The organism is Pantanalinema rosaneae CENA516 (assembly GCF_050753385.1).
GTDB classification, from domain to species: domain Bacteria; phylum Cyanobacteriota; class Cyanobacteriia; order Leptolyngbyales; family Leptolyngbyaceae; genus Pantanalinema; species Pantanalinema rosaneae.
In genome coordinates this window covers 86,526-108,084 of sequence record NZ_JBLZFZ010000003.1, presented here as the reverse complement: position 1 = coordinate 108,084, position 21,559 = coordinate 86,526, and the positions used below count along the sequence as shown (strand labels likewise).

Sequence of the window (21,559 nt, the reverse complement as noted above, 5' to 3'; positions counted from 1 at the left end):
CTCATTCCGACAAGAGGATTTGAGGGCATTTACAACCAGAACTGACGATCGCCCTCAAGCAAACTGCTGGGGTAAATGCCCTGTAGCCGCAAGCCAGCCACTCGATCTGCGCCATAAATTGGCAGGGGTAAACGCGGTGCTTTTAGTGCCCCATGATGCAACAACGTGAGTTTCAGTGTGGTTTCTACCACTTGCTCAATAGGTGCGGGTTCTCCAGCTTCATGGACGGTCAAACGCAAGGGGCGTGCTAATCCTACTCGCTCAGAGACTTGAGTTGTCACAAGTACAGCTTCACGAGAAGATAGTCGTAAAGCTAACCCCTGCAAGGGCGCAACCAAAGTTTTCTGACTTAAGTTATAGAGCCTCGGAATGCCAGATTTTCGGCACTCTACCAAGATAAATCTTGCTCGAATTGCTCGTGCCCGCTCCAACAAGTGTGGTACTTCCTGACCGCAGAATCGTCCATCGCGATAAATTAGAACTGTTTTGTCTTCCAGCGACGCTGGTAGCAATCGTTCTAGCAGCCGCTGAGGAATTTCTTCACCTTCTAGCAGCGCATCTTCCAAGACGTAGCGAATAAACTCTCCTTGCTTACCATAGAGTCGAATACTGGCACAGGCATTCAAGGTTCCCGCAAGCTTGGCTTTTGGCGATCGCGAGATGTCTAATCCAATAAAATAATCCGCAATTTCCAAGGGTTCCGCCAGGATGAAAGGCAAATTCCCTAATTTTGCCAACACCCCTGGAACGACTTGATTAAGGATCTGCCCATGCTCAACCTGGGTTAGCGTGTCATCATAAATGACTTGACTAGCAATGTTGCGACGCAAGAGCAGTGAGTAAACAAGATGATAAAGACTACCGCCATCATCGTCATCAGCTTCGCGATCACTCTGTGGCAAAAAGGTCAACACAATATCGACTGGAACGGTTATCAGCTTATTGACTGCCTTTTCCAATGCGGCTCTTGCTTCAGCAGCACTTAGATTAACAATGGATAACGGTTTACGATCAATAATTTCGCTCTCAAACCCATAGCGCCTTAACCGTTGCTGAACCGCTTCTAGGAAAGCATTAACGCTACCGTCACAGAGCCTAAGAGCAGCAATCCGAATGATGCCAGGATGAAAATTTGGATGACGATTGTAGACACCACCCGTTGACAGCCCGTGCAGAATGCGCCCTCGAACGCCCGTTACTCCTTGACCAAATAGCAGTGGAGTTTGATCCAGAGGAATGGTTGGTTGCCAAAAGAGATCAGGATGCTCCAAACTGTTCAGGCTTCGTCCGATTTCAAAGCCGTATTTAAGCAACACCTCCAGTGCTTGCGTCTTAAAGGTTGTCAGTAACCGCTGTCGCTCTGCGTGAGGGATTTTTGTGAGTCGCAAAAACTGTCCATAGTCGAATCCAAACTGACCAGCCGTTTCAGCCGTGATCGAGGGGCGAAGGGCAGAGAGTGGATAGTGAAACAATTTTTTCCCCTTGCCAAATTGAATGGCCACCACAATCTGATCATCTGGCGCAGTTTGAATCGCATGGCGTGTAACTCCACCCGCAGCCAGTTTCAGAAGGCGATCTCGATGCTCCTGCATGGTGCCAATCAACCGGACAATGCTGCCGCTGCTACCCATATCAAAGTCCTGAACGGGTAAGCCGATCAAAACATCCTCTGGGTTTCCCTGTGTTACATTGCTGGCGTAGAAGTCTGCTAAACTTCCTGAAAACGCGATTTCAGTGTGAATGGCTATCGTCACTGCTGGACGGATTTCTGCTTGAAACTCGATCGTTTCTGCCCAGAATTTAACTTTGCGATTCACGGCTAATCCTGCAATTGACTTAATCAGGATAGGTTTGAAGGGCTGCTTAATTCTCAAAATCTGAAACGCAAGCTTGGACAAAACGGTTGGTGTTGCATTTCTAGCATCATCACCCTGAAGCTGGAGAGGTTGATCACACAAATCAGGAATATTTTGCTGCGTGGCTGAGAGCATCGCCTGACACCGCGATAGAGTCGGTTGAGGTCGCTGGTTTGGAGTGAGTACCCACAATCGTCGCTCATGCCAGACCACCGTAGCATCTTCTAATTTCCGCGAGAGATGAAAGCTCAAGCGATTACCAGTTTCTTGATCGATCTCAGGCATCACCTCGTAACAGGCAAGGTTAGATTGGACGATCGACAATGGAAACACTTCACTGAGAAAAACAAATTCCTGTGTGGGCGCAGCAGTAACAGCAGTCATGCAGAGATCTCCTGAACAGCAAATTTACAAACTGAGTTGAATTGGCAGTGTTGACATCGAAAACCAGGGTTAGGTGGGAAGATGCGATCGAACTCCGCAGGATTCTTGCGGTACTGCTTTTTCTCCATCTCATGTCGTTGAGCCAACCGCGCTAGTTCAATGCGAATAGCATTTAATTGGCTGGCAGTTGCCATGATGGGTTCGGACCACTTGCAAAGCTCAAGGTTATAGAATGAGGCGATCGCTCGTTGACGGGGAAACAGATAGCTGGCTGCCAGCAGATAAACAAACGCCTGTCGTTCATCAAAATCGGATTTGCCTGTCTTGAAATCTAGGATGTGTAACGTTCCATCAGGTTCGATTAGAATGCAATCGATCGCAGCGAACAAGTTAAATGCTGTGTTTCCGTAGTAAAGCTTGATTGGCTCTGGGAACCCTTCATCACCACGACTTAAGCTGAAAATTCTTCGTTGTAACAGAATGGGGTTCTCATGATAGCTGGTTAAAATATCGAGCATCCGAGCCTGAACATCAGAATTCTCTTTATCTAATTGCAAAATATCCGCTACTTTTGTAACTCCATCCAAGCTCTTTAGAAGATGAGTATTTTGATGAAACTCATAAACTCCTCTTTGTGCCAGCAGACCAACTCTTTGAGGTGCTGTGTCTTCCGCGAGGATTGCTGTAACCTCTGGTTGCTTTTTGCGGACTTTTGCAAAACCGCGCTTCATGTCACAGTGCCACTGTTCTTGTCCAATAGGTGCTGCAAATAAAGACCACAAGTTATAGCTAGAAAAAGGTAGCCAAGGCTTTTTCATCTCATCACACCCGAAAAAATCCTTAACGAGTTAAAACTCTATTTCATCCACACTTCTGATTAGAATAAAAAACTGTAGGATGACTTATAGCCTTCGCTGTCTTGGATTTTAGTTTTACTCCACTCGGAAAATAGGTAATAGAACAGGCATTCAGATCGACCGAGACTATTCCACCCCCGTTTTGATTCACCTGCCGCCATACTTCATACCCAGCCAAAATTGCTTTTTCCCAATCGTTAAGTGATCGTTGAGATACTTCTAAACCGGAGGTCAAATTTCTGACTGTTTTCAGCAACTCGTAATCCAGTTCTGTTAACCCTTCAAGAAACTCGTGATCTTGAGCGTAACGAAAAACAAGCGCCGAAATTCCTTCTTCAATAGCTTTTGCTCGACCTCCATCTTCTACCTCGTCGATTTTGGGATGGCTTTTGCGCTTGCATCCTAGCATTTGGCGAACAACAGGAGACCACCCAAGAATAGCGGCATAGGACAAGTGAAAAACGTCGTGAAAGCGATAGCCATCGCTGACATAAGAATTGTCAGTCAGATCATTGCCCATCTGCTTCCCATTGACAAAGGCTTGCATTTTAGTTGAACCATTCTGATCAAGCTCGGTAATTTCTACCTCAAATTTTCTCGGAAGACGTTCCTGTTCTGGTGAACCATTGTCAAACGCAAAAGCAACACATTCTCTGCTTTGAGCATTGCGCCAACCCCAGCGATCACGGCATTTCTCAAGATTCTGTTCAGCGATCGTATTTAGATCCAATCCAAATTTGTTGGCAAAGGCGGCGAGATACCAGAGAATATCGCCGAGTTCCTCTGCAATACGCTCTGGAAACAATCGGTGAGATTCGCCATCGCGCAAGAGCTTTTTATACTCACTTGATAGAGAACCAATTTCGCCAACTACCCCAAGAATTGCAATATCCATGCCGTCAGCGTTTTGAAGAGCCTGCCCTGTCTGGATAGCTTGCTCCTGATACTCGCAAAAATCCATCTTTCACTCCTGTTTTAACTTTTTAGATTTGCGTGTACGATCCTGTGTAACTGCTTCTGCCTTCAATTCAGCATCATTGCTGGTGATAAATTGATTGATATTCCATTTAGGTGGATACCAGTAACCAATTGGTTGAGAAACTGGTGTATATTTCTGTTTAATTCGGGTTCGACCAGAGATCCCGGCAACTGTTGGATGATAAACCCGCGAATACTTATCAACTTCACAAAATAGATTTTGGCAATCAATCAGTTGTAATGGTCTTCCCCAAAGAGATTGAAAGTCTAGACCTAACCGCTTAAACTCTGCTTCCTGTCGTTCGGTCATAAACTTGATGATTTCCGGCTCATTGAGTCCTCCTCGGTCAGCAAAGCATTTACGAATTCCATCTAGTGCGCCAGGCCCCGGAACTACAAAATCCATTTCGCTAAAGTCGGTGATCTCGCTGTAGTTGACATCAGTCACAAACTGGTATGCCAGAAAATCACCGATCGTTGGATAGGACCGTATTAGCTGAAACGCTTGATGCATGCTAGAAGCATTCGCTAACTTTTTTGGTAATTCATCAGCAATCATCTGCTCAATCAGTTTTAAATGGTTGCGATGTTTCACAGCGTAACCAAAGGATTTCCCTCCTGAAGGCATAATGTAAGCAGCCGAATAAACTGATTGACCTGCCTGCCTTGCTTGAGTAAGCACTTGGTCATATTGATCAAAAGAGTACTCACCATAAATAATTTCTCCAACATTCTTTTCTAAAAGCTGCCAGGTCTCTATTTTGTTGAAAAGTTTAAACAGAATAATTCGGAAAAAGACTTCCTCAAGTGATGAAGGAAGATCATCTCGATAAATTACATGGCGAATTAGATATTGACTTACTCGATCAGAGGCTCTGTAGGCATTAGTAAACTTAAAGGTGGCAAGAGTAGGATCATCGGTCCAGGGCTGAGGCTGTCCCCGGAGTTTACGGAAGAAAATATTTTGCCGCTCAACAGCAAAGCGCCAATAAGTGTCAAATACAACGGTCGGTTTTGCAGGTAAGATATGCGAAATAACAATCGGACTAGAAAAGCTAGTTTTTTTCTCTTGACCGAGATCAAGCCCTAGTTGCTCTTGTTCAAAAAAATCTTGCTGATCGTGTTGATCGTTCAAAGGCTCAGGAGGGATTAATGTGTACTTAATAACTTCTCTAACTTGCTGAAGAGTTATTTCTAGGTCTGTATCATTCTTTAAAATAGATACAGAGTAAGAGGTCTTTTCTTTAGCCGCTAATGCATCATACTCGTAGCTTAACTTTCTCCAGTCTTGAAGGGATACTTCACGATTAATTGGAGTATCTCTACGCAGCAGAATAGCAACTGCTGGTTTAACATCTCCCCAGTATGATTTCTCAAGATCAATCATCTTTTCGAGAACTTGGCGATTGACGCTAGAAGTCAGGCCATAAACCCAGGTAGACCACCAAAATCGATCAAGCACAACATGATGACCTTTTGCCAATAATGGTAGAACTTGGCACTCGATCGCGTCTAAGTGAGCAGCAATGTGAAGAATTTGTTGGCTCGTAGGAGTAACTGATTTAACTCCATATTTTGAAGGCTCATGATGAACTTCATAAATTAACTTTCCTAGTGTTCCATCCTCCCTTCCAGGAAAAGTCATTAGTTTACAAGCCTCACCATTAGCACTGAGATACTCTGCAATTTTTTGGGAAATGGTTGTCTTTCCTACTCCATCGGGACCCTCAAAAACAAAGAGTTTACCCCACATAGATTTGTTTTTGGTCATCTTCTATTCCTCACCAATTTCTGTAGGATTTGATGAGCTTAATACTTGCTGGATTATTTCCTTTAAAGTAATGATTTCCTTCGATTGTTTTGGAACTGTATCAAGCTTGGCAATTCCAATAAAGAAATTCACTTGATTTAGAGAAAGTTTCATCTCATGAGCCATAAAACTGCTTAGTCTGCATATTCCTAAGTAGTTTCCGTAAGCTTTCTCCAGAATCTGCTGCGTTGCATAATAAGCATTTACGGTTAGAGTTTTTTCTTGTTGATCAGGCACGAATTGAAGATGCTGAAGGCAGGGAAAACCAAGTCGAGGAGCTATTGTATGATCTCTATGAGGATCAAAAATTGATGCTTGAAGCATTGTATATCTCATTTTTGAATGAAGGTATCCAGAGATAATGTGTTCAAGCTGATTCCCGTTACATTGATCAAGGCGTTTACCCTTTCGTATATCACCACCAAAAGCTATGAGCCTTTGGAAATAAGTTCCCCGATCATTTTTATGACAACCCAAAGATTTTATTCTAGAAAAATTGCCAAGATATTTTTTATAGAGTTCATGTCGATTGAAATCTACTCGCTTCCAAAGATTGATGGGAAAGATAGTATTGGCTACAGTATGAACTGAGTGTTTATCAAATGCTAATAAACACTCATCTAACGCTTCTCGAATTATCAGATCTTCGATAGCTTCATCTTCTACAAAATCTGCTAAGCTGAGTAATACGGTTGAAGCTTTTGTACTCTTGCTATCAATAACGTGCAAAAACAAGTGTGCCCAAGCCTGTGAAAGATGAGTCGGCTTAATAATCAAAGGTGCATTGCTATTCATCATCGCTCTCCTCGGTATGCCGAAACTCACTGAAACCTGTGTATTCAAACCGAGATACTCTAATAAAAGCTGCCCAATCTGAATCTGGACAGTAGGCGCGGGCAACTCCTTGACGATCAGCCCGAAAAAGACAGCCTTCTTGAAGATCTGCCTTAAAGCTGATAATGTCACCTTCTATCTGCGCTGTTTTGGGCAACAAAAGCTGATACCCCACTTCAACATCAATCGTTTTAAGCAACCACTGCTCATCTGCAATTATTAGAGGGTTGGATGATTCCCCAAGTAGCTCCTGTCGCACAGTTTTAGGACTCGACTTTTTTAACTCCTTGGCTTTTATCTCAGTGATCAGTTGAAGAGTGTAAGTCATGTGGTCAATCAGTGTGTCATATCCCACACCAAAACTACAGGCAACAGTAAAAATCTGCTGCGGAGTAGCGGTTGCAGGTGTCCATCCCCGCAAAGTGAAAGCATTAAGTACGCCAACTTTGGGCATTAATAAGAAACCAGCGAAGCAATCAACCAGAAACTCTTGAGGATCTCGCTGATTTCTTCTTGCTGTTTCCTCCATCTCGTCAATTTTGGATCCATGCCCAAAGAGGTTATGTCCCAATTCATGCCCACAGGTATAGTTCTTTCGGGGAAGAGGACGCAGAGAAGATACAAGAATCCTTTTTTCTTTTTCCTCATTCAAATACATACCTGCAATCCCGGACAAAGCAACAAATTGAACTGTCAAGCCCAACTCTTTGCAAACATCGTAAATGCAGACTGGTGACTTCAAATCGAGATTTAATTTTCGCCGGACTTCTAGTGCTTTAGATAACGCCTGTTTAGCAAGATCGTTCTGTGCGTCTCCCATGCTTACTTCCTCCCACCCCGAATAGAGGCAATCACCGCTAAAACAGTATCTAGATCCTCTGGTTTCAGTTTTTTCATTTCCCTGGCGGCGAGCTGGAGCTTACTGTCTTGAGGATCTATCTGATCCTCACCTTCGCCTAACAACCAGGATGCATCTACCTTATATAGGTCTGCAAACTTGGCAATCTCCTCGGCAGAAACCTTCCTGTTACCGGCTTCAGCTTCCGTAACTGATGGGCGATGAAGTCCAAGCATCTTCGCGGCTTGCCCCTGAGAGAGTCCCGACATTTCACGAGCTTTGCGAATTCGTAATGCAATTATTGCCCTGATATCTGCTGTATCGGACATCATGTTCCTCCTTTGTTTAATCTTTCACAGACGACATCTGCTGCTTTATCGATAGTGAGAAGTGTCTTGCCATCCTCCGCAACAAAAATATTCATGTCGTCTGCAATTTCTATATTTAATGCACTAGAGAGCATGCTCATTGCCTCAGCGCAAATCATGCTGTCAAAACCTTGCAAATCCTTGAGTGGACAAGCACCTCCTGAGACGACAGAACCGTCATAACCACTGCTTGTCTGAATATCTCTAACCACCTCCACGAGTGCAGACCTTACTGTTGCTGGATTCATCGCTCAACTTCCATATAGTATCATAATCTTACGTTTTTCGGTAAGATAATCTTACTCAACTGGTTGATGAAATGTCAAGCCTCTACTGAAACTGTTAACCGCAATAAGCTCTAAGTATTAATACTCAGCTTAACGGGTTGCCTCTGATCTGAGTGCGATCGCGCTTGCCACTGCATATGACTCCTCATGGCTGATGCTTATAAGCCATGTAGCAATGCCAAGCTGGTCAGCTATTTCCTTAGCTTTTGCGTACAACACGACGCTTGGGCAGCCGGTTGCCAGTCTCTGAATTTCCACATCTGTCCATGTAATACCTTGACTCCATCCAGTCCCCAGAGCTTTGAGTACCGCCTCCTTAGCAGCAAACCGACCTGCAAGACAGGCAATGCGATTCACCCCTGCCTCATCTGCAATTTGACATTCCAAGACTGTGAAGCATTGAGACTCAAACTGGCTCTGCTTCCTATCCAAAGTTGCTTTGAATCTAGCAATTTCAACGATATCGATTCCATGCCCAACAATACTCACCTGAGAACCTTCCTCTGAGTGACATCAAATTGCATGTCGTCTATCACTCTAAACAAATTCTCAGATGACAAGTATCTATTTTTACTTTTGATGGCTCTTAAAACTTTAAATAAATAACCTCACCAGAGGAGTTGATTTACGAATAACCTCACCAGACCTCCTGAAAGCGACTATCAGAAGTCTGTCTAAAACGCAGTTCTTAATGTTGAAGTTTCCTGAATTGGCGAAGAAGGCTTATCCACTTGGGAAAGCCGTTCCAACTCTGTAAGTATCTCCAATGGAATCCCAACTGATTGGGCTGCCTCTGAAATCGTCATATTTTCAGTTCGCATCAGTTCCAAAAGCCGTCGCACTTTGGCAACAACAGGATCATCGATCGCTGTGTAGCCTCGCGTGATAGCAATGCTTAACCCGGTTTGGATTCTGTCAGGGGTCAAGTTGAGATTACCAACGGGAGATAGTTGTGCACGGGCGATCGTGGGCAAAATCTGAACGCCGACATAACGCGGGTTGCTGCTGTGAACAATATCAAACGTGTAGAGCCGATTCTGCCCTCTGGCATCTACCGTTTGCAGCATCAGGTTGGTTACGGGCGCAGTGGTAGCTCCCGGAAAGCGAAGCGGCTGAATCACTCTCAAGAAAACGGTTTTTGCCCGCCCAGTCTCTAACTCAGCATCGGTGCTATAGACTACCCGCGAGGCATCTGCCAACAGAATATAGGCGATCGTTTCATCCGTCTGGCTAAAACTAATCGACGTTGCTCGTCCAGGAGCAACTTGAACCTGAACCGCACTGGTCGTCGCTCTGTTGCGATCGACGACCTGATAGGCTGATGTTTGTGCCTGAACGGACAGCCCAGGAGATACCAAACCAATCAATAATGCTGTGCTAACTAAGGTCAGAGCGGGCAATCGTCTCATCGGTCTACCCTCAAAAAGCTGTTTACCACCACAGAAACTTCAGTTCCTTCAGGAACAAACTGCACATTGGGTCGTTGTAAGAGTTCTTGCATCGTTTGATCAGAGCGGCGAGATAGCCGTTCAGCAATGGGATTGAAGAAGCCTTCTAGTGCAGCCGCCCAAATCTGAGGTTCAGCACTCGAAGTGATTACGCTCTGATTAAAGTTACCTCCCGATGTGGTGGTGCTGGATTGGGTACGCGGTTGATTGATAATGGTTCCCACCCGACCCAAGCTGCTGAGTAACCCTGTCAACAGGTCTTGGCGAGCGATATCAGGTCCCACATCATTGAGCTTTTGGGCTATTAATGGTCGATTGTCTTGCCCTCGAATCTGAAGGCTATCGGGAGGTAAGGTTTGCTGACGAATTTGACCAAGGCGATCGCGGTACACAATGGCGATCGCACTAGCCGACACTAAGTTATTGCCTCGCCCTACAGATCTGGTGCGAATCACCAAAACCGTACCCGCCGGAAGTGCCACTGTACCATTGGCGGCTTTCATATCTTCAACCAACTCTACGGCAAAGCGATTTTCTTGGGCAGATGCTGTACCACCTGTCGAATTATTGCTACCCTCGTCCCAAATCATCGGCATAATCACCCTGGCTTTAGTGGACGTTCCGAGCGCGACTTCCCTGAAACCACCCATTTGTCCATCAAGCTGCCCCGCCGGAGTACGGTTCAGAATGCCAATCATGCCAGGAGTCATGTCAGCACTAAAAGTGGAACGCAATTCTGTAGGCGAAGCCACCCCAAAGGAGTTAGGAACCATGTCAGAACTGCTTGTCAGGCTAGATGATTCTGTGTCCGTTCTACCAATAGAGACTACGGGAATAACCGGGTTTTGCTGAGTCGCTGATGCATATGGATTAGACTGATCACCAAGGCCGCCAGAAGCTGTTCTCGAAGGCTCCATAGCACCGGGACTCACTCGTAGTTGTCCAACATTTGCCAGTTGTGCCCAACGCTGAAACGGATCGACTCTTTCGACAGGTTGAATCCTCTCTGGCGGAGTAACAGGTGACCTTACAATCACTGGATCTGGTCGAGAGGCTGTGATAGGAGGAGATACCGCAGTCGGAGTCGGCGCTGGAGCCGTTGATCTCGAAGCCACAGGTCTGGATGGGACTGGAGATTGAGGTCTAGCAGCAGATTCAGGCTGGAGTTGTTGCTGTTGATCCTGGAACGCTAGACGACTTTTTAGTTCAGCCGTCTCATCAAACGTTGGAGGCGCTGTGGGTGTTGGGGAAGGTGACTGCGTAACCTGGCGAGCTGGTGGGCGTGGCTGTAAGAAACCAAACCACAACACCGCTCCAGTTCCCATCACTGTCCCAACCACAGCTACCACAGACCCTAACCGAATGCTGGCACGTTCCGCTAGCGGACGCTCTACCGCCCCCTCCTGGTCTTGCTTCAGCCGGTATTCCTCTGAAATTAGCTGAGGGGTTGCGGGGTTAAAGCCTGCTAGCTGCTGTTCCTCTTCTGGGGTCAGGTTGTCATCCTCCTGCAAGTCAGTAAGGATGGGATTTGTAGAGGTTTTACCATTCCCGTTTGGATGGTGAGTAGGGTTTGAACGTGCCTCAGACACTTCATCAAACTCATGGGATTCAAACTGTCGATTTGCATTCGTCATGATCATCCTCGCTGCACTACCGCTGTTGCTGGGGTTTAAACTCGACAATTCGGGTGATTTGCAATCCCGCAGCACGCATTTCGTAAATTTTGCGTTCTACCAACGGTGCGTCAGCTCCAAGGGGCGATCGCGGCACCTCCACTGCTTGCAAGGTAAAGGTGCGATTGAAGGGAATTCGCTCATCTCTACCCGTGGTTCTATCGATCAACACTCGCGTCGCCACCAGATCCACTTCCCATTCTCCGGGTCGAATTTCTCTCGGTTCCGACAGGTAGGAAATGATCGTCGTGCTCCGAATCTGCCCCGAAAAAAGCGCCGGAGGAACCAGTTCCGCAACCTTGGGCAAAGACGCTTTGGCAAACTCCGATTCCAGCAGCAGAGAAGCAAACCAGGCATTGGTCGGAATCCGTTTGTTGTTCCCAACTCGAATCCCCTGATCGGGTTCATTTGTGCCAGGAATCTTTTCATCCCAGTTGAAGGTCAGGGTCGTCCAATCACTGACGACTTTCTGGATCACCGATGGATAGCGCCAGTTCCGCTCTTGCTCCGAGACATAAATCGTTTCACCATTCACCAACTGAGCAAAGGTCGTCTTCCGTTCGGCAATACGGTTCACTCGAAAAGCAGTGAATAAGGTCAAAACAAAAATCAAACTGTTAAAGACAGTCAGGCAGATGAAACACACTGCCAGCAAATTCTTTGCCTCTGGTAAGAGTGGAGCTTGAAGTCGCTTAATCTGCATAACTACCCTCGTCGTATCAGCGCAATGCTGGTGACTGTACCGATCGCATTGCTAAAAATGTCGATCAAACTTTTCACATTGGATGAAATGCCGTTGTAAAGCGCAAAGCCCCCACCACCCGCAACCAGAACCGCCAGTCCCGGTGCAAAGATGCTGAGGAAAAAGAGAAATGCCACATCCGACACCAGTTCCGCTCCAGACTTAACCAGCACAACGGCGGTTAAGCCGACCACAATGTTGTAACCCAGTTGAATCCCGAACAGAGTGATGAATCCAGTTAGCCATGCCCAGATCGGACGACCTTGCAGCGGTAAAAGCGAGAGTCCGATCGCGATCGGTGCAAACAGCGCCGTTAGCAACAGTGCCGCTTCCAGAATATTGACGAATCCCCATTGCAAAGCGTAAAGAATAAACCGGATGATGGGAATTGCAGTGTCTCGGAATACGCTACCAGGATCAGTTGTTAATCGCACGGCTGTGCTGATTTGACCAGGCAATGACGCATTCCATAACGCCTGACCAAAGGCACGTAACGGCTCCAGGGGCGATCGCGCCTGTCGCTCTGCTTCAGCCACGATCGCTTGTGCCTGCTCTTGTTTTGAGTTCCAGCACTCCACCAGTTCAGTGCCAACCTTACCCTGACATTCGCTGTAAAGACTTTCAAGCTGCTGTTTGGCAATGCCGGTGATCGTCACATTGGAAATAGCATCCCGAAAAGTCAATTCACCCACCTGAAGTTGCAATACATTCTGCACCTGTGTATAGGAAAAGCCCCGGATAAACTTGATCGTGCCTGCCAGAACATTGCCATTCGCACCCAGAAAAATCATAATCACGAGGGGCCAGATGAAGATTGAGGCTAGCTCTGACCAAGACTGCTTATCGATAATGTCTTTACCCGTAGTCATTGCAATGAACAAGATGCTGGCAGCTCCCAGCGTAATGCCCAATTGGATCAGCCCAATCCAGAGTCCAGACGCAAGCGGGTCTAGCGTCACCAGCCAGACCGTATTCCAGGACTCAACCGTTGCACGAGACAATTCCAGCGAACTGGTGATAATATCCAGCGCGTCAGATTCTCCACCTGTCGTTGGAAAGGATTGAGCAATCAGGGTCATCATGAGCATTAACCATCAAATCAAACCGTCATAGGGAGTGCCTTGGTTTCAAACTGAACTACTGATCAGAGCCGAGGGTTACTCCTCCTGGCATCATCAACAATCCTCCTTGCTGGCTAGCTGTATTGCCTGCGGAAATTGTTCTGCGGCGATCGGCAGTGGTAATGGCAGAAAGTTCACTTGCTGTTTGAGCCGACAATGTATTGCCGATCGCTCGATCAACCCGCGCTTGTTGTGCCTCCTGCAACACCCGCTCATTCACCTGACTGTTTAGGGCAGTCTGTTGAGAGAGGTTTTGCATAATCCGTTGAGTCACGTCTAACCCTTGAGATTCTTCACCTAAACGCACACTTTCCTGTGTATTCTGCTGCGTTGCCTGCCGCACCTGAGCCATTTGGGTTTGAGCTTCCTGACTCAGAGTAGATTGATCCACCACCCCTGTAGCAGTGGCTCTAGAGACATATTTGCTCAAATCCTCTCGAATGCCATAGGAACTGCGACCATTGGTTTTGTTCTCTAACGTTTCGGACAAAACAGCCCCTGGATCACGGCTGGCTGAACCTCCCATAATTCGGCTCCAAAGTTGAGACAAATCTGGAATCTGAACTGCACCCAGCGTCGATTGAATTAAGTTATTTACAGGACTCAGTACATCGTCTTGTACAAAGCTTTGAACATCTCCTAGAAAATCATTAATCTGGTTTTCTGTACTGGAAACGTAAACATTGCTGCCATTTGCCTGATCTTGAATTGTCGCTTCAACTGGATCACTGCCTGTGTCTTGGGTGCGTGCAATTGCAGGATTACTAATAGACGCGATACTTAAGACCAGGAATGGAGTGATGAATCGAATTGACATCCACTTGAGTTGCATAGATATGTCTCCTTAACGTGCAATAAGTGAGCGTTGATGACGTTCAACCGTGTCATTAGGATGGTCTTTGTGTTGCTGCAACTGCCTTGATGGTGCTGCTGATAAACTCTGCCCAATATGGCTAAATCCTTTGCCTTCCCGTAACGCTGGAATATATTCGTCTGCAAATGCTTTCAAGCCCAGCAACCGTCCTTTGGATGTGGAAGGATAGTGTGCCATAACCCGATCGCGTGTCTCCCGTTCATCCTGATTGTTGGCAACACTGGCAAGCATCAATTCACCGGGATAGAACCGAGTCCTCCAGAACCGACCACCCAGTTCCAACAGCCAGCATGAATAGAGATCACTGCTACGGGGCAGAAACGCTTCTGTGGCATTTTGGCTGATGATGTTGGCAGGATAGCCAAGGTACCGTTGGAAGGAGTTGATACCGCTACTGGTAATGCGTCCAGTAATTCGGTAATTAATGTTCTGCATGATTTGCGAACCTGCCGAACATTCACAAATGGTGTCAGGATCTTGAGAAAGCAATAGAACTGCAATACCGTCTTTACGTCCTGTCGCACAAGTCTCTCCCACGATTTGAGCAAACCCATCTCTGCGGAGCAATACCGAAAGCTCGTCTCCAATAAATAAACTGCGTGGATGGGAAAGTGCATTACGGATACAAGCCGCATGAGCATTGATTGCCATCAGATAAGCATCCTGTTCATTGGTCAAACCGCTAAGCGCGAAGAACTTAATGGCAGGTTCGGGTGAGAAAGTACTGGGACGCGCGATCGCTTTCCCTAATCGTGAAGACAATAACGCACCCACCTGACTCTGAATTTGATTGAGCGCATGTCGATCCAGATCCTCAAATGAGCGGAGGTTTAAGCGTTCACGGGTACAGAACTTGATGAAATCAGGTAGAGTTGGTATCTGCTGCCATTCGGGCGATCGCCAACCCATTTCAAACGCTCGGTTGTAACGAGTGATGATTTCTGGGTCGCGCAGAAATACATCCAACGCTCTAATCAACAACGCATCTACCCGTTGTGCTAAATGAGGATTATGGATTTTCCCCATTGCGATTGCGCTTAATGCTCGACGAATAAAGTCCTTCCAGGACTCCATGCGGCGATCGCGCTCCAATTTATCAAAGCGGCGTAGATCGGGAGGCTCCAGCAGGTTGCTGCTACCACTGGAAATGTCGTAATACGCTCCTTGATCGCCCAACAGCTCGATCGCCGTTTTGAATGTACTATTACCACTGGAAGAAATGTCCATCCCAACCACTGGAATGTTATTTGCCAGAGCTTCCATGGCAAATCGCCAGCCCAATACACTCTTGCCTGAACCTGACGTTCCAGTAATCAGCGCCCGTCCAATCTGATGATGAAATAAGTCAATGTAGATAGGCTTGCCACCGCGTCCGGTTAAAAACTCTACACCGCATCGATCGATATCCTTCGGCATCGTCAGGGGTATAATTCCCGCCACTGTATGTGTATCAAGGGTCAATCGGCGCTCATTCAAGTTGTTGCCATGCAACAGACGCTTGCAAGTAATCGGTAATGCCTGGAGCCAGATTTCCCAGGCAATATGACGCTCTCGAATCACCTTCGCCGTTTCAAAACTGTTCGCCAGCAAATTGCAGGCATGGGTCAACTCCTCAGCACTGTTGCGATAGACCAAAAAGACTGGCGCACAGTGTAGCGCTTTCGTACCCTCATAGAGACGGCGCTGTGCCTCAAAGGACTCTTCCTGCTTAATTTCAGCTCCTACATCTCGCCCCTGCCCTTTCGTAACCGCAATGGTGCGAGCTGCCTTGGACTGCTTTGCCTGCCGTGCCAAGTTGTCCTGAATAAAAAAGTCATTGCCACGACTGATCTCAATCCAGGCTTCAGTGTCATGCACATAGCTCGAAGAGAGAATTTTCCAAACCCATTTCAAATGTTCTCGGGTACTCGTCCAGCCCATCGGTGGATCGGTCATCGTCATCACACCGCAGACCTTACCTCTTCCCATCAGGTAAATCCGATCGTGATCACCTCGATGCTCCGGGCAAGCAGACCGCCCCTGAGTTCCTTCAATGAGCAAGGTACACAGGTGCTTGTCCGTCGTCACCGTTTCGGTCAGTTCCAGTCCGGTTTCTGTCTCCTTTAAAGTAATGACCTGCGGAATAGGAGGCGCAACGCCCTGATTAAATCGGCTCCAGAGCCACTGCCACAGATCTACTGCGCTACAGGGCGTTACCTCCAGTCCCACTTTAGTATTGAGCAATACTTCCCATTGAATAAACCCCTGCTGAAACCCCTGTAGTAAAAGCTTTTTGAAAAATGCTTCTTGATAAACCCGCTTATTTCCCGTAATCTGCTCGACTACCCAGGAACCCGTTTTTCTTAACCGCTCGATCAGTCCGCCAACCAAATCTTTGTGTTGCGTACCTGCTTCGTCATCACTCGTCCAGGTACAAAAAGCAAGTTGATTCCAGGTCTGCCGCGTTCCTCCCTGAGCAAGTTGCTGCACTCGTAATTGCTCATTGCGAGTCAGCACGGAAACAGGTTTTAATTGGCATCCCTCTGCCAGGGTAGACAGTTCTTCTTGTCGCGCTGCATCATCACTTGCACAACCTGTGCAGAAGGTAATTCGTTCACCGATCGGTAACTCTTTCATCCCTTCTTCAATCGCATGAGCAAACGCATTCACCTCACTGTCATACAGCAAATCGTGCAGTCCAGCAACACGAAATCCAAACACAAGCTGATACTGAGACTTACCTTTCTCTAGTAACAGTGCAGTCACTTCACGATCATCTTTTTTGATTTCTGCAATACAGCAGATATTGACTTCATTCTGGAATGGCATAAACGTACTTTTGCCTCCATACTGATTGGGCACCTGCACTGGTTTCAGCCGAATGTTGACCCGTGCATCACCATAACGTTTGCGAATCCAGATTGGTCTATGGTCTGGAATAGGCGAAACATAGATATTGTTGCCGTTACACCACTCGGTTCCCGGCGGATTACGCCAGCGATCGAGAAATTGATGGGGTTGATTTCCAGTCAGAATCCACCAACTCGCAATCAACCAGAATGATGCTCCAAAGAACCAGCCAAGACCCAAGCTGAAGAAACCATTTGTGATGACATAACAAAGAATAACAATGGCAACCCAGGGACCGAGTTGATCTGCTGGAATGGGACCAATACTCGCTTGCTTGCCTAAAATTCGATTGACTTTGATGAATTCTCGATTGAAGTCTTGTTCCATAATGCTTGCAATTCACGTTACCAGATCAACCACCAGCCGTTCCTGTACCATTCCCCACGAAGATAAACGTGACCACATCAATCGCAATCACGATCGCAAATGCCAGTCCTACCTGGGTTACGATCGGTCGCCAGTCATTTCCTTGCTGCGCCTGGTTATAAGCAAAGAGTGACGCAGCCGCAACCAGTAATAAAAACACTCCTCGAATCAAGTTGAAAATTAGCCCGATCACATTGGCATCCAGCGTGGCAGTGCCGCCACCTGCCTGTGAACTTTGTTGAGCCAGATTGACGAAAAATTGTTCTAATCCGCTGAGAAAAATAGCCTGAGCAGGTGCCGCGAAGGTGTTGAGCAGTGCCGTGATCGCAATAATGAGTGAGGCAATATGCCAGAAACGAATTTTGGCACCCAGGTATTTTTCTAGTATGGGTACTGCCTTAATCAAATGCCAGAGACTGAGAAATACCACACTGGCACAACCCAGAATCGTTATGAGCAACGGCTCTTTGATCAACAAATAAATAACAACAGCAACACAAAGCCCAATGAACAATAAATCAGGTTTAGTAAGGCTGAAATACCCCCATTGTTTAGTCGAGCGACGACGTAGTTGAGTTAAGTGAGACTTAGTAACGGGAGTTTTAATGGTTTGCATCATCGGTTCCTTTATCAATGCTGATCCAGCTTGTTAATTAAACTTGCAATTCTTCGCGATTCGGTTTGGCAGACGCTCTACCAGAACGGCGATTCAGATGCTTTTCATCCGTTTGTTCAGGTATCTGCTCATTGATGGCTGACTCCATCTCTCGGATTGGAATACTGCAATGCAGAATGTCTGGCGATTGACCGGGCACCAACATGGCATCCAAGACCTGTTCATCCTTGTGGTTCGGGTCAAACCCTTGCAGCAATTGAGTCCCGTTCGGTAACGTCACAACCTCAAACTCATACTTGGCTTTGCCCTGCTCTGTCCAGGTAAATACAGGTTCAGCCTCCCCATTGAATCGCTCCGATAAGCGTTCCTGGAAGGTGGCAATCAATGCTTGGGCACTGGCTTTGGTGGCATATTCCTGCTTGGACTGAGGAAGTTTGGCAATAGTAGCTTTCTCATCAGCACTGAGGTGATCTGCTGCGATCACCCACTGCCCATCGGTACGGTTGCCTGCAAAAAGGGTATTACCCTGATTGTTGTTAAGGGCAATTGCAACTTGATTCCCTTGCTCTTCAAGTTGCAGCGTTTTGTTACTGGAAATCGTAATTCCCTCCCGACCGGCATCATCCAAGTCTGCATGAGCCGCTCTGGCAAACCCCACTAATGATTCCGCACAGGCAATTTGCTCAGGATCAGCTCGCCGTGCCATCAGTTGTTCCAGCACTTTGGACTCTGCGATCGGTTGTGCGGGTAGAGCCGATTGACTTTCTGCCTCTGGCTCGACCATTGAGGAATTTTGTTCTGCAATTTGCTTCTCTAAACGACTCACCGCCACTTCTAAACGATCAAGCCGTTTGGATAGCCCTTTCAGATATGCCTCAATCTGGTCAAGCTGTTCACTAATGCTGGCTTCTCGATCGATCTCCAGGGGTTGCCCTTTGTAAGTGGGGTCTAGTTTTACACCCAGCCTGTCTACCTTACTCCCCACTGTTGCAGCCGCATCTGCTAGAGGATTTTTACCCACAACTGTTTCTGGCTCGACCGATGGCGTTACCGCTGAGCGCCCGGTTGTTGCCTCTTGCAAACGGCTGGTCAAATTATCAACCTGCTCATTCTGCCGCTGAAGCTCTCGGACAATTCGTTCGATCCGTTCTTCGTCATCCTGAGCTGCCAGGTTTTCTAACACGCCCTGCCCAACCACAATGCCCAGAGTTGCCAGTTGTCCTACCAGCCCTGCCACATTCACTCCATTAGTTTCGCGTCCATTTACCGCAGCCGAAGCACTGAGCCGCGACGCTTCCTCCATTGGGTCGCGGTAGCGGAAGTCTCGATGATTGGATTTACCAGCTTTGCCTTGAGCCTGCGCCTTGGATTGAGTTCTACTCTGAGCTTTTGTTGACGTTTTGGCTTGGTGTTTCGCTGTCGGAGGCGAAGCAGGCTCCTCATCGCCTAACTCATCCAACCCATCATCCAAATCGGCATCTAGTAGCGTGTCTAAATCCTCGTCTGGCTCTTCATCCAATTCGTCATTGAGATCAAGGGCATCATCCAAGTCGGCATCCAGCTCATCGAATTCTACCTCTTCAAACTCAAACATCTCAGCAATGTTGGAAGGCGTAAAGTAGTTTTCGTCCTTGTCTGTAACACCTTCCAAGTTTTTAATCAGATACTTGCCACTGGTTCTTTGGCTGGGGTCGCTGCTGAGATAGAAGCGGTAGCCTCGAATTTCTTCATCATTGCCACCACCCTCACAAAGCTCAACCGTGATGGGAGCCTTGCCCGATCGCTCACTAAACGATTCGACATAAGCCTTGAAGTCCTCATGAGACCCAATTCCTCCATCCGGTCGCGCCTCAGCAATGGCTTTATCTAAAGTGTTTTCAATGTGGCGGAGTTTGCGGCGATCGGTCAGGTTCTGCCAGGATCGCTTCTGAGTACTCTGCCGCTGCGTGGGTCGGGTAGGTGTTTTGGTAGCCATAGGCAGCCCTGGAACACAAGTTAAGGTTGCTGTAGTTGTCACCCTAACAAGGCGATCGCTCAAGCTACCTATGCCGAACGGCGATTTGTCCAGTATCCAGTTGGCTAGGTTATAATAATCCCAGAATTATGTCCTTTCGGTTTGCTCAAGCTATGAATAACAGCGTGATCAAAGATCCCACGTTCCCAATGCGCCATGCTCAGGTGACGGAGTTGAAAAATACTGCCAAAATCGCTGATTTGGCGAAAGACGCAGATGTTCTCATCACTCGGAATGGGGAAACTATTGCCTATCTAGTCAACCCAGAGCATTATGAGGCGCTGATCTCAGCATGGAATGAACTTCGGGTTAAGGTCAGCCAAATCGTGCTAACCAGCTATGAACAGCAGCATGGAGGGTTGCAACGCCTAGATGAGGCGATCGCGGCTGCCCAGCAAGGAGAATGGGCAACTCCTGAAGAAGAGGCTGAGGTGTTTGACGACTAAATGAAAGTCACGTTTCAACGAGCTGCTCTAGATGACATCAAGAACGAGAAGGGAGGTGTGCCAACGCAGTTCCGCAAGCCCCTAAGAGACTTCTTGCGGAGCATGACATACATCGGACAGGGGATGCGTTGCTCTGATCCGCGCTACTCTGACCTCTACTTCATCAAGTTCCGGAACTGGTATGTCCTTTATCTACCCATTTCTGAGCAGCATATTGTGGTAGTAGCGGTGATGTACAACTACGGACAACTGCCTTGATTCTGAGTAATTAAAAAAATTCCTAAACCAGCAGTACACATCTCTAAAATCTAGCCAATGCCAGAGATGCTGGAAGCCATTGAGTAATGCCGTCATTGGTCAAGCGATCATAGTGCGATCTCTCCTCCTGTAGGTGGGGTTGAGCACCGTCAAGTTCTTGCCTGTAAATCATTTGAAGCGAAACCCAACTGCAAGCGATCGCTCCAATCGTGAGCATCGACAGCTATTTGGAGGCGATCGCTTGGATTTGACCAGAATGTTGACCAGTGGAGTTTCCATCGACTTAATTGACGTTGCAACTCAACCAATTGGGTCGCCAACTCCAGGGTTGTCTCCAGGTTCAGGTTAGGAACAATCCACTCAATAAAAAACTGGCTTTCTCGAATCAGATCTTGGGCAGACTGCTCCTCTGTACCTGCTTGAGCCAATGCCTTAATTTGAGTCAGGTTTTCAACCAACCGACCAAGCTGAGTCGAAACGTCATGTTGTAGATATTGAGTTTTGAGGCTATCCAAATTTACTGCCATGACACATTTCCTAAAAGATTCTGAACAATGCGATGAATCTGCTCTCGAACTGCCGGATCTTGGATTTCCATTGAGCGATTGCCAACACGAGGGCGAATGTTAATCAACGATTCATAGCCGACGCTCTGTTTAAGGGGATACCAGTCTGCACCCCAAACGTGGACTTGCTCGCTGCCATCCTCCAATAGTACCTGTTCACAGTCCGCATGGAGTTCCCCTCCTCCCGCTAAAATGCCTCGTTGTATATCTACTGCTAGTTTAATGTAAATCCCCAAAACCTCTAGCATCTGTTGCATTTGCTCTGGTGTCGCTCGGTTGCGAATGATCTGGATCATCAAGGGAATGACGGTAAAAGCTTAATTCTCTCCCAATT

At 47.1% G+C, this 21,559-nt stretch carries 21 protein-coding genes; 2 read left to right on the top strand and 19 right to left on the bottom strand.

The window, feature by feature from the left end:
• Positions 1–29: 29 nt before the first annotated feature.
• The 17 genes from ACN4EK_RS02615 to ACN4EK_RS02535 form a co-directional block, all read right to left on the bottom strand.
• A complete protein-coding gene (locus ACN4EK_RS02615; protein WP_431655882.1) occupies positions 30–2,240 on the bottom strand; it encodes a Piwi domain-containing protein in 2,211 nt (736 codons plus the stop codon).
• Positions 2,237–3,058, bottom strand: coding sequence for a PD-(D/E)XK nuclease family protein (locus ACN4EK_RS02610; protein ID WP_431655880.1), 822 nt, complete (start codon positions 3,056–3,058; stop codon positions 2,237–2,239). Before ACN4EK_RS02610 ends, ACN4EK_RS02615 begins: the two co-directional genes overlap by 4 nt.
• Before the next feature lie 43 nt (positions 3,059–3,101).
• Positions 3,102–4,058 carry a nucleoside triphosphate pyrophosphohydrolase family protein gene (locus ACN4EK_RS02605; RefSeq protein ID WP_431655878.1) on the bottom strand — a complete coding sequence of 319 codons (957 nt, stop codon included), beginning with the start codon at positions 4,056–4,058 and terminating at the stop codon, positions 3,102–3,104.
• Positions 4,059–4,061: 3 nt separating this feature from the next.
• On the bottom strand, positions 4,062–5,846 hold the full coding sequence (locus ACN4EK_RS02600; protein WP_431655877.1) for a nucleotide kinase domain-containing protein: 1,785 nt from the start codon (positions 5,844–5,846) through the stop codon (positions 4,062–4,064).
• Positions 5,847–5,849: 3 nt separating this feature from the next.
• A complete protein-coding gene (locus tag ACN4EK_RS02595) occupies positions 5,850–6,680 on the bottom strand; it encodes a hypothetical protein (RefSeq protein ID WP_431655875.1) in 831 nt (276 codons plus the stop codon).
• Positions 6,673–7,539, bottom strand: coding sequence for an ImmA/IrrE family metallo-endopeptidase (locus tag ACN4EK_RS02590; protein WP_431655874.1), 867 nt, complete (start codon positions 7,537–7,539; stop codon positions 6,673–6,675). Before ACN4EK_RS02590 ends, ACN4EK_RS02595 begins: the two co-directional genes overlap by 8 nt.
• Before the next feature lie 2 nt (positions 7,540–7,541).
• Positions 7,542–7,886, bottom strand: a complete 345-nt coding sequence (locus ACN4EK_RS02585; protein ID WP_431655872.1) for a helix-turn-helix domain-containing protein — start codon at positions 7,884–7,886, stop codon at positions 7,542–7,544.
• Entirely contained in the window at positions 7,886–8,173 is a 288-nt protein-coding gene (locus ACN4EK_RS02580; protein ID WP_431655870.1) for a hypothetical protein, read from the bottom strand. The genes ACN4EK_RS02585 and ACN4EK_RS02580 overlap by 1 nt, the downstream gene beginning before the upstream one ends.
• A 129-nt stretch (positions 8,174–8,302) precedes the next feature.
• Positions 8,303–8,701 carry a holo-ACP synthase gene (acpS, locus tag ACN4EK_RS02575; RefSeq protein WP_431655868.1) on the bottom strand — a complete coding sequence of 133 codons (399 nt, stop codon included), beginning with the start codon at positions 8,699–8,701 and terminating at the stop codon, positions 8,303–8,305.
• 185 nt (positions 8,702–8,886) lie between these two features.
• Entirely contained in the window at positions 8,887–9,621 is a 735-nt protein-coding gene (locus ACN4EK_RS02570) for a hypothetical protein (RefSeq protein ID WP_431655866.1), read from the bottom strand.
• Positions 9,618–11,294 carry a hypothetical protein gene (locus ACN4EK_RS02565; protein ID WP_431655865.1) on the bottom strand — a complete coding sequence of 559 codons (1,677 nt, stop codon included), beginning with the start codon at positions 11,292–11,294 and terminating at the stop codon, positions 9,618–9,620. The genes ACN4EK_RS02570 and ACN4EK_RS02565 overlap by 4 nt, the downstream gene beginning before the upstream one ends.
• A 16-nt stretch (positions 11,295–11,310) precedes the next feature.
• Positions 11,311–12,036 (bottom strand): hypothetical protein, encoded by a 726-nt coding sequence (locus ACN4EK_RS02560; protein WP_431655864.1) that lies wholly within the window; start codon positions 12,034–12,036, stop codon positions 11,311–11,313.
• A 2-nt stretch (positions 12,037–12,038) separates the two neighbouring features.
• The gene (locus ACN4EK_RS02555; protein ID WP_431655863.1) at positions 12,039–13,157 is read right to left on the bottom strand and encodes a hypothetical protein; all 1,119 of its coding nucleotides are present in this window, start codon (positions 13,155–13,157) and stop codon (positions 12,039–12,041) included.
• A gap of 55 nt (positions 13,158–13,212) precedes the next feature.
• The gene (locus ACN4EK_RS02550) at positions 13,213–14,028 is read right to left on the bottom strand and encodes a hypothetical protein (protein ID WP_431655861.1); all 816 of its coding nucleotides are present in this window, start codon (positions 14,026–14,028) and stop codon (positions 13,213–13,215) included.
• Between the two features lie 12 nt (positions 14,029–14,040).
• Positions 14,041–17,286, bottom strand: a complete 3,246-nt coding sequence (locus ACN4EK_RS02545) for a hypothetical protein (RefSeq protein WP_431655860.1) — start codon at positions 17,284–17,286, stop codon at positions 14,041–14,043.
• Positions 17,287–17,311: 25 nt separating this feature from the next.
• Positions 17,312–17,944 carry a hypothetical protein gene (locus ACN4EK_RS02540; protein ID WP_431655858.1) on the bottom strand — a complete coding sequence of 211 codons (633 nt, stop codon included), beginning with the start codon at positions 17,942–17,944 and terminating at the stop codon, positions 17,312–17,314.
• Between the two features lie 34 nt (positions 17,945–17,978).
• Positions 17,979–19,916 (bottom strand): hypothetical protein, encoded by a 1,938-nt coding sequence (locus tag ACN4EK_RS02535; protein WP_431655856.1) that lies wholly within the window; start codon positions 19,914–19,916, stop codon positions 17,979–17,981.
• 128 nt (positions 19,917–20,044) lie between these two features.
• On the opposite strand from ACN4EK_RS02535, the gene ACN4EK_RS02530 reads away from it, so the two are divergent.
• Positions 20,045–20,401: a hypothetical protein gene (locus ACN4EK_RS02530; RefSeq protein WP_431655854.1), complete on the top strand. Its 357-nt coding sequence runs from the start codon at positions 20,045–20,047 to the stop codon at positions 20,399–20,401.
• Complete coding sequence (locus ACN4EK_RS02525) at positions 20,402–20,659, top strand: hypothetical protein (protein WP_431655853.1); 258 nt, start codon at positions 20,402–20,404, stop codon at positions 20,657–20,659.
• A 149-nt stretch (positions 20,660–20,808) separates the two neighbouring features.
• Here ACN4EK_RS02525 and ACN4EK_RS02520 read toward each other — a convergent pair whose 3' ends face one another.
• Together ACN4EK_RS02520 and ACN4EK_RS02515 are read right to left on the bottom strand one after the other, a co-directional pair.
• A complete protein-coding gene (locus ACN4EK_RS02520; protein ID WP_431655852.1) occupies positions 20,809–21,186 on the bottom strand; it encodes a hypothetical protein in 378 nt (125 codons plus the stop codon).
• On the bottom strand, positions 21,177–21,521 hold the full coding sequence (locus ACN4EK_RS02515; RefSeq protein ID WP_431655850.1) for a DUF5674 family protein: 345 nt from the start codon (positions 21,519–21,521) through the stop codon (positions 21,177–21,179). The genes ACN4EK_RS02520 and ACN4EK_RS02515 overlap by 10 nt, the downstream gene beginning before the upstream one ends.
• Between the last annotated feature and the right edge of the window lie 38 nt (positions 21,522–21,559).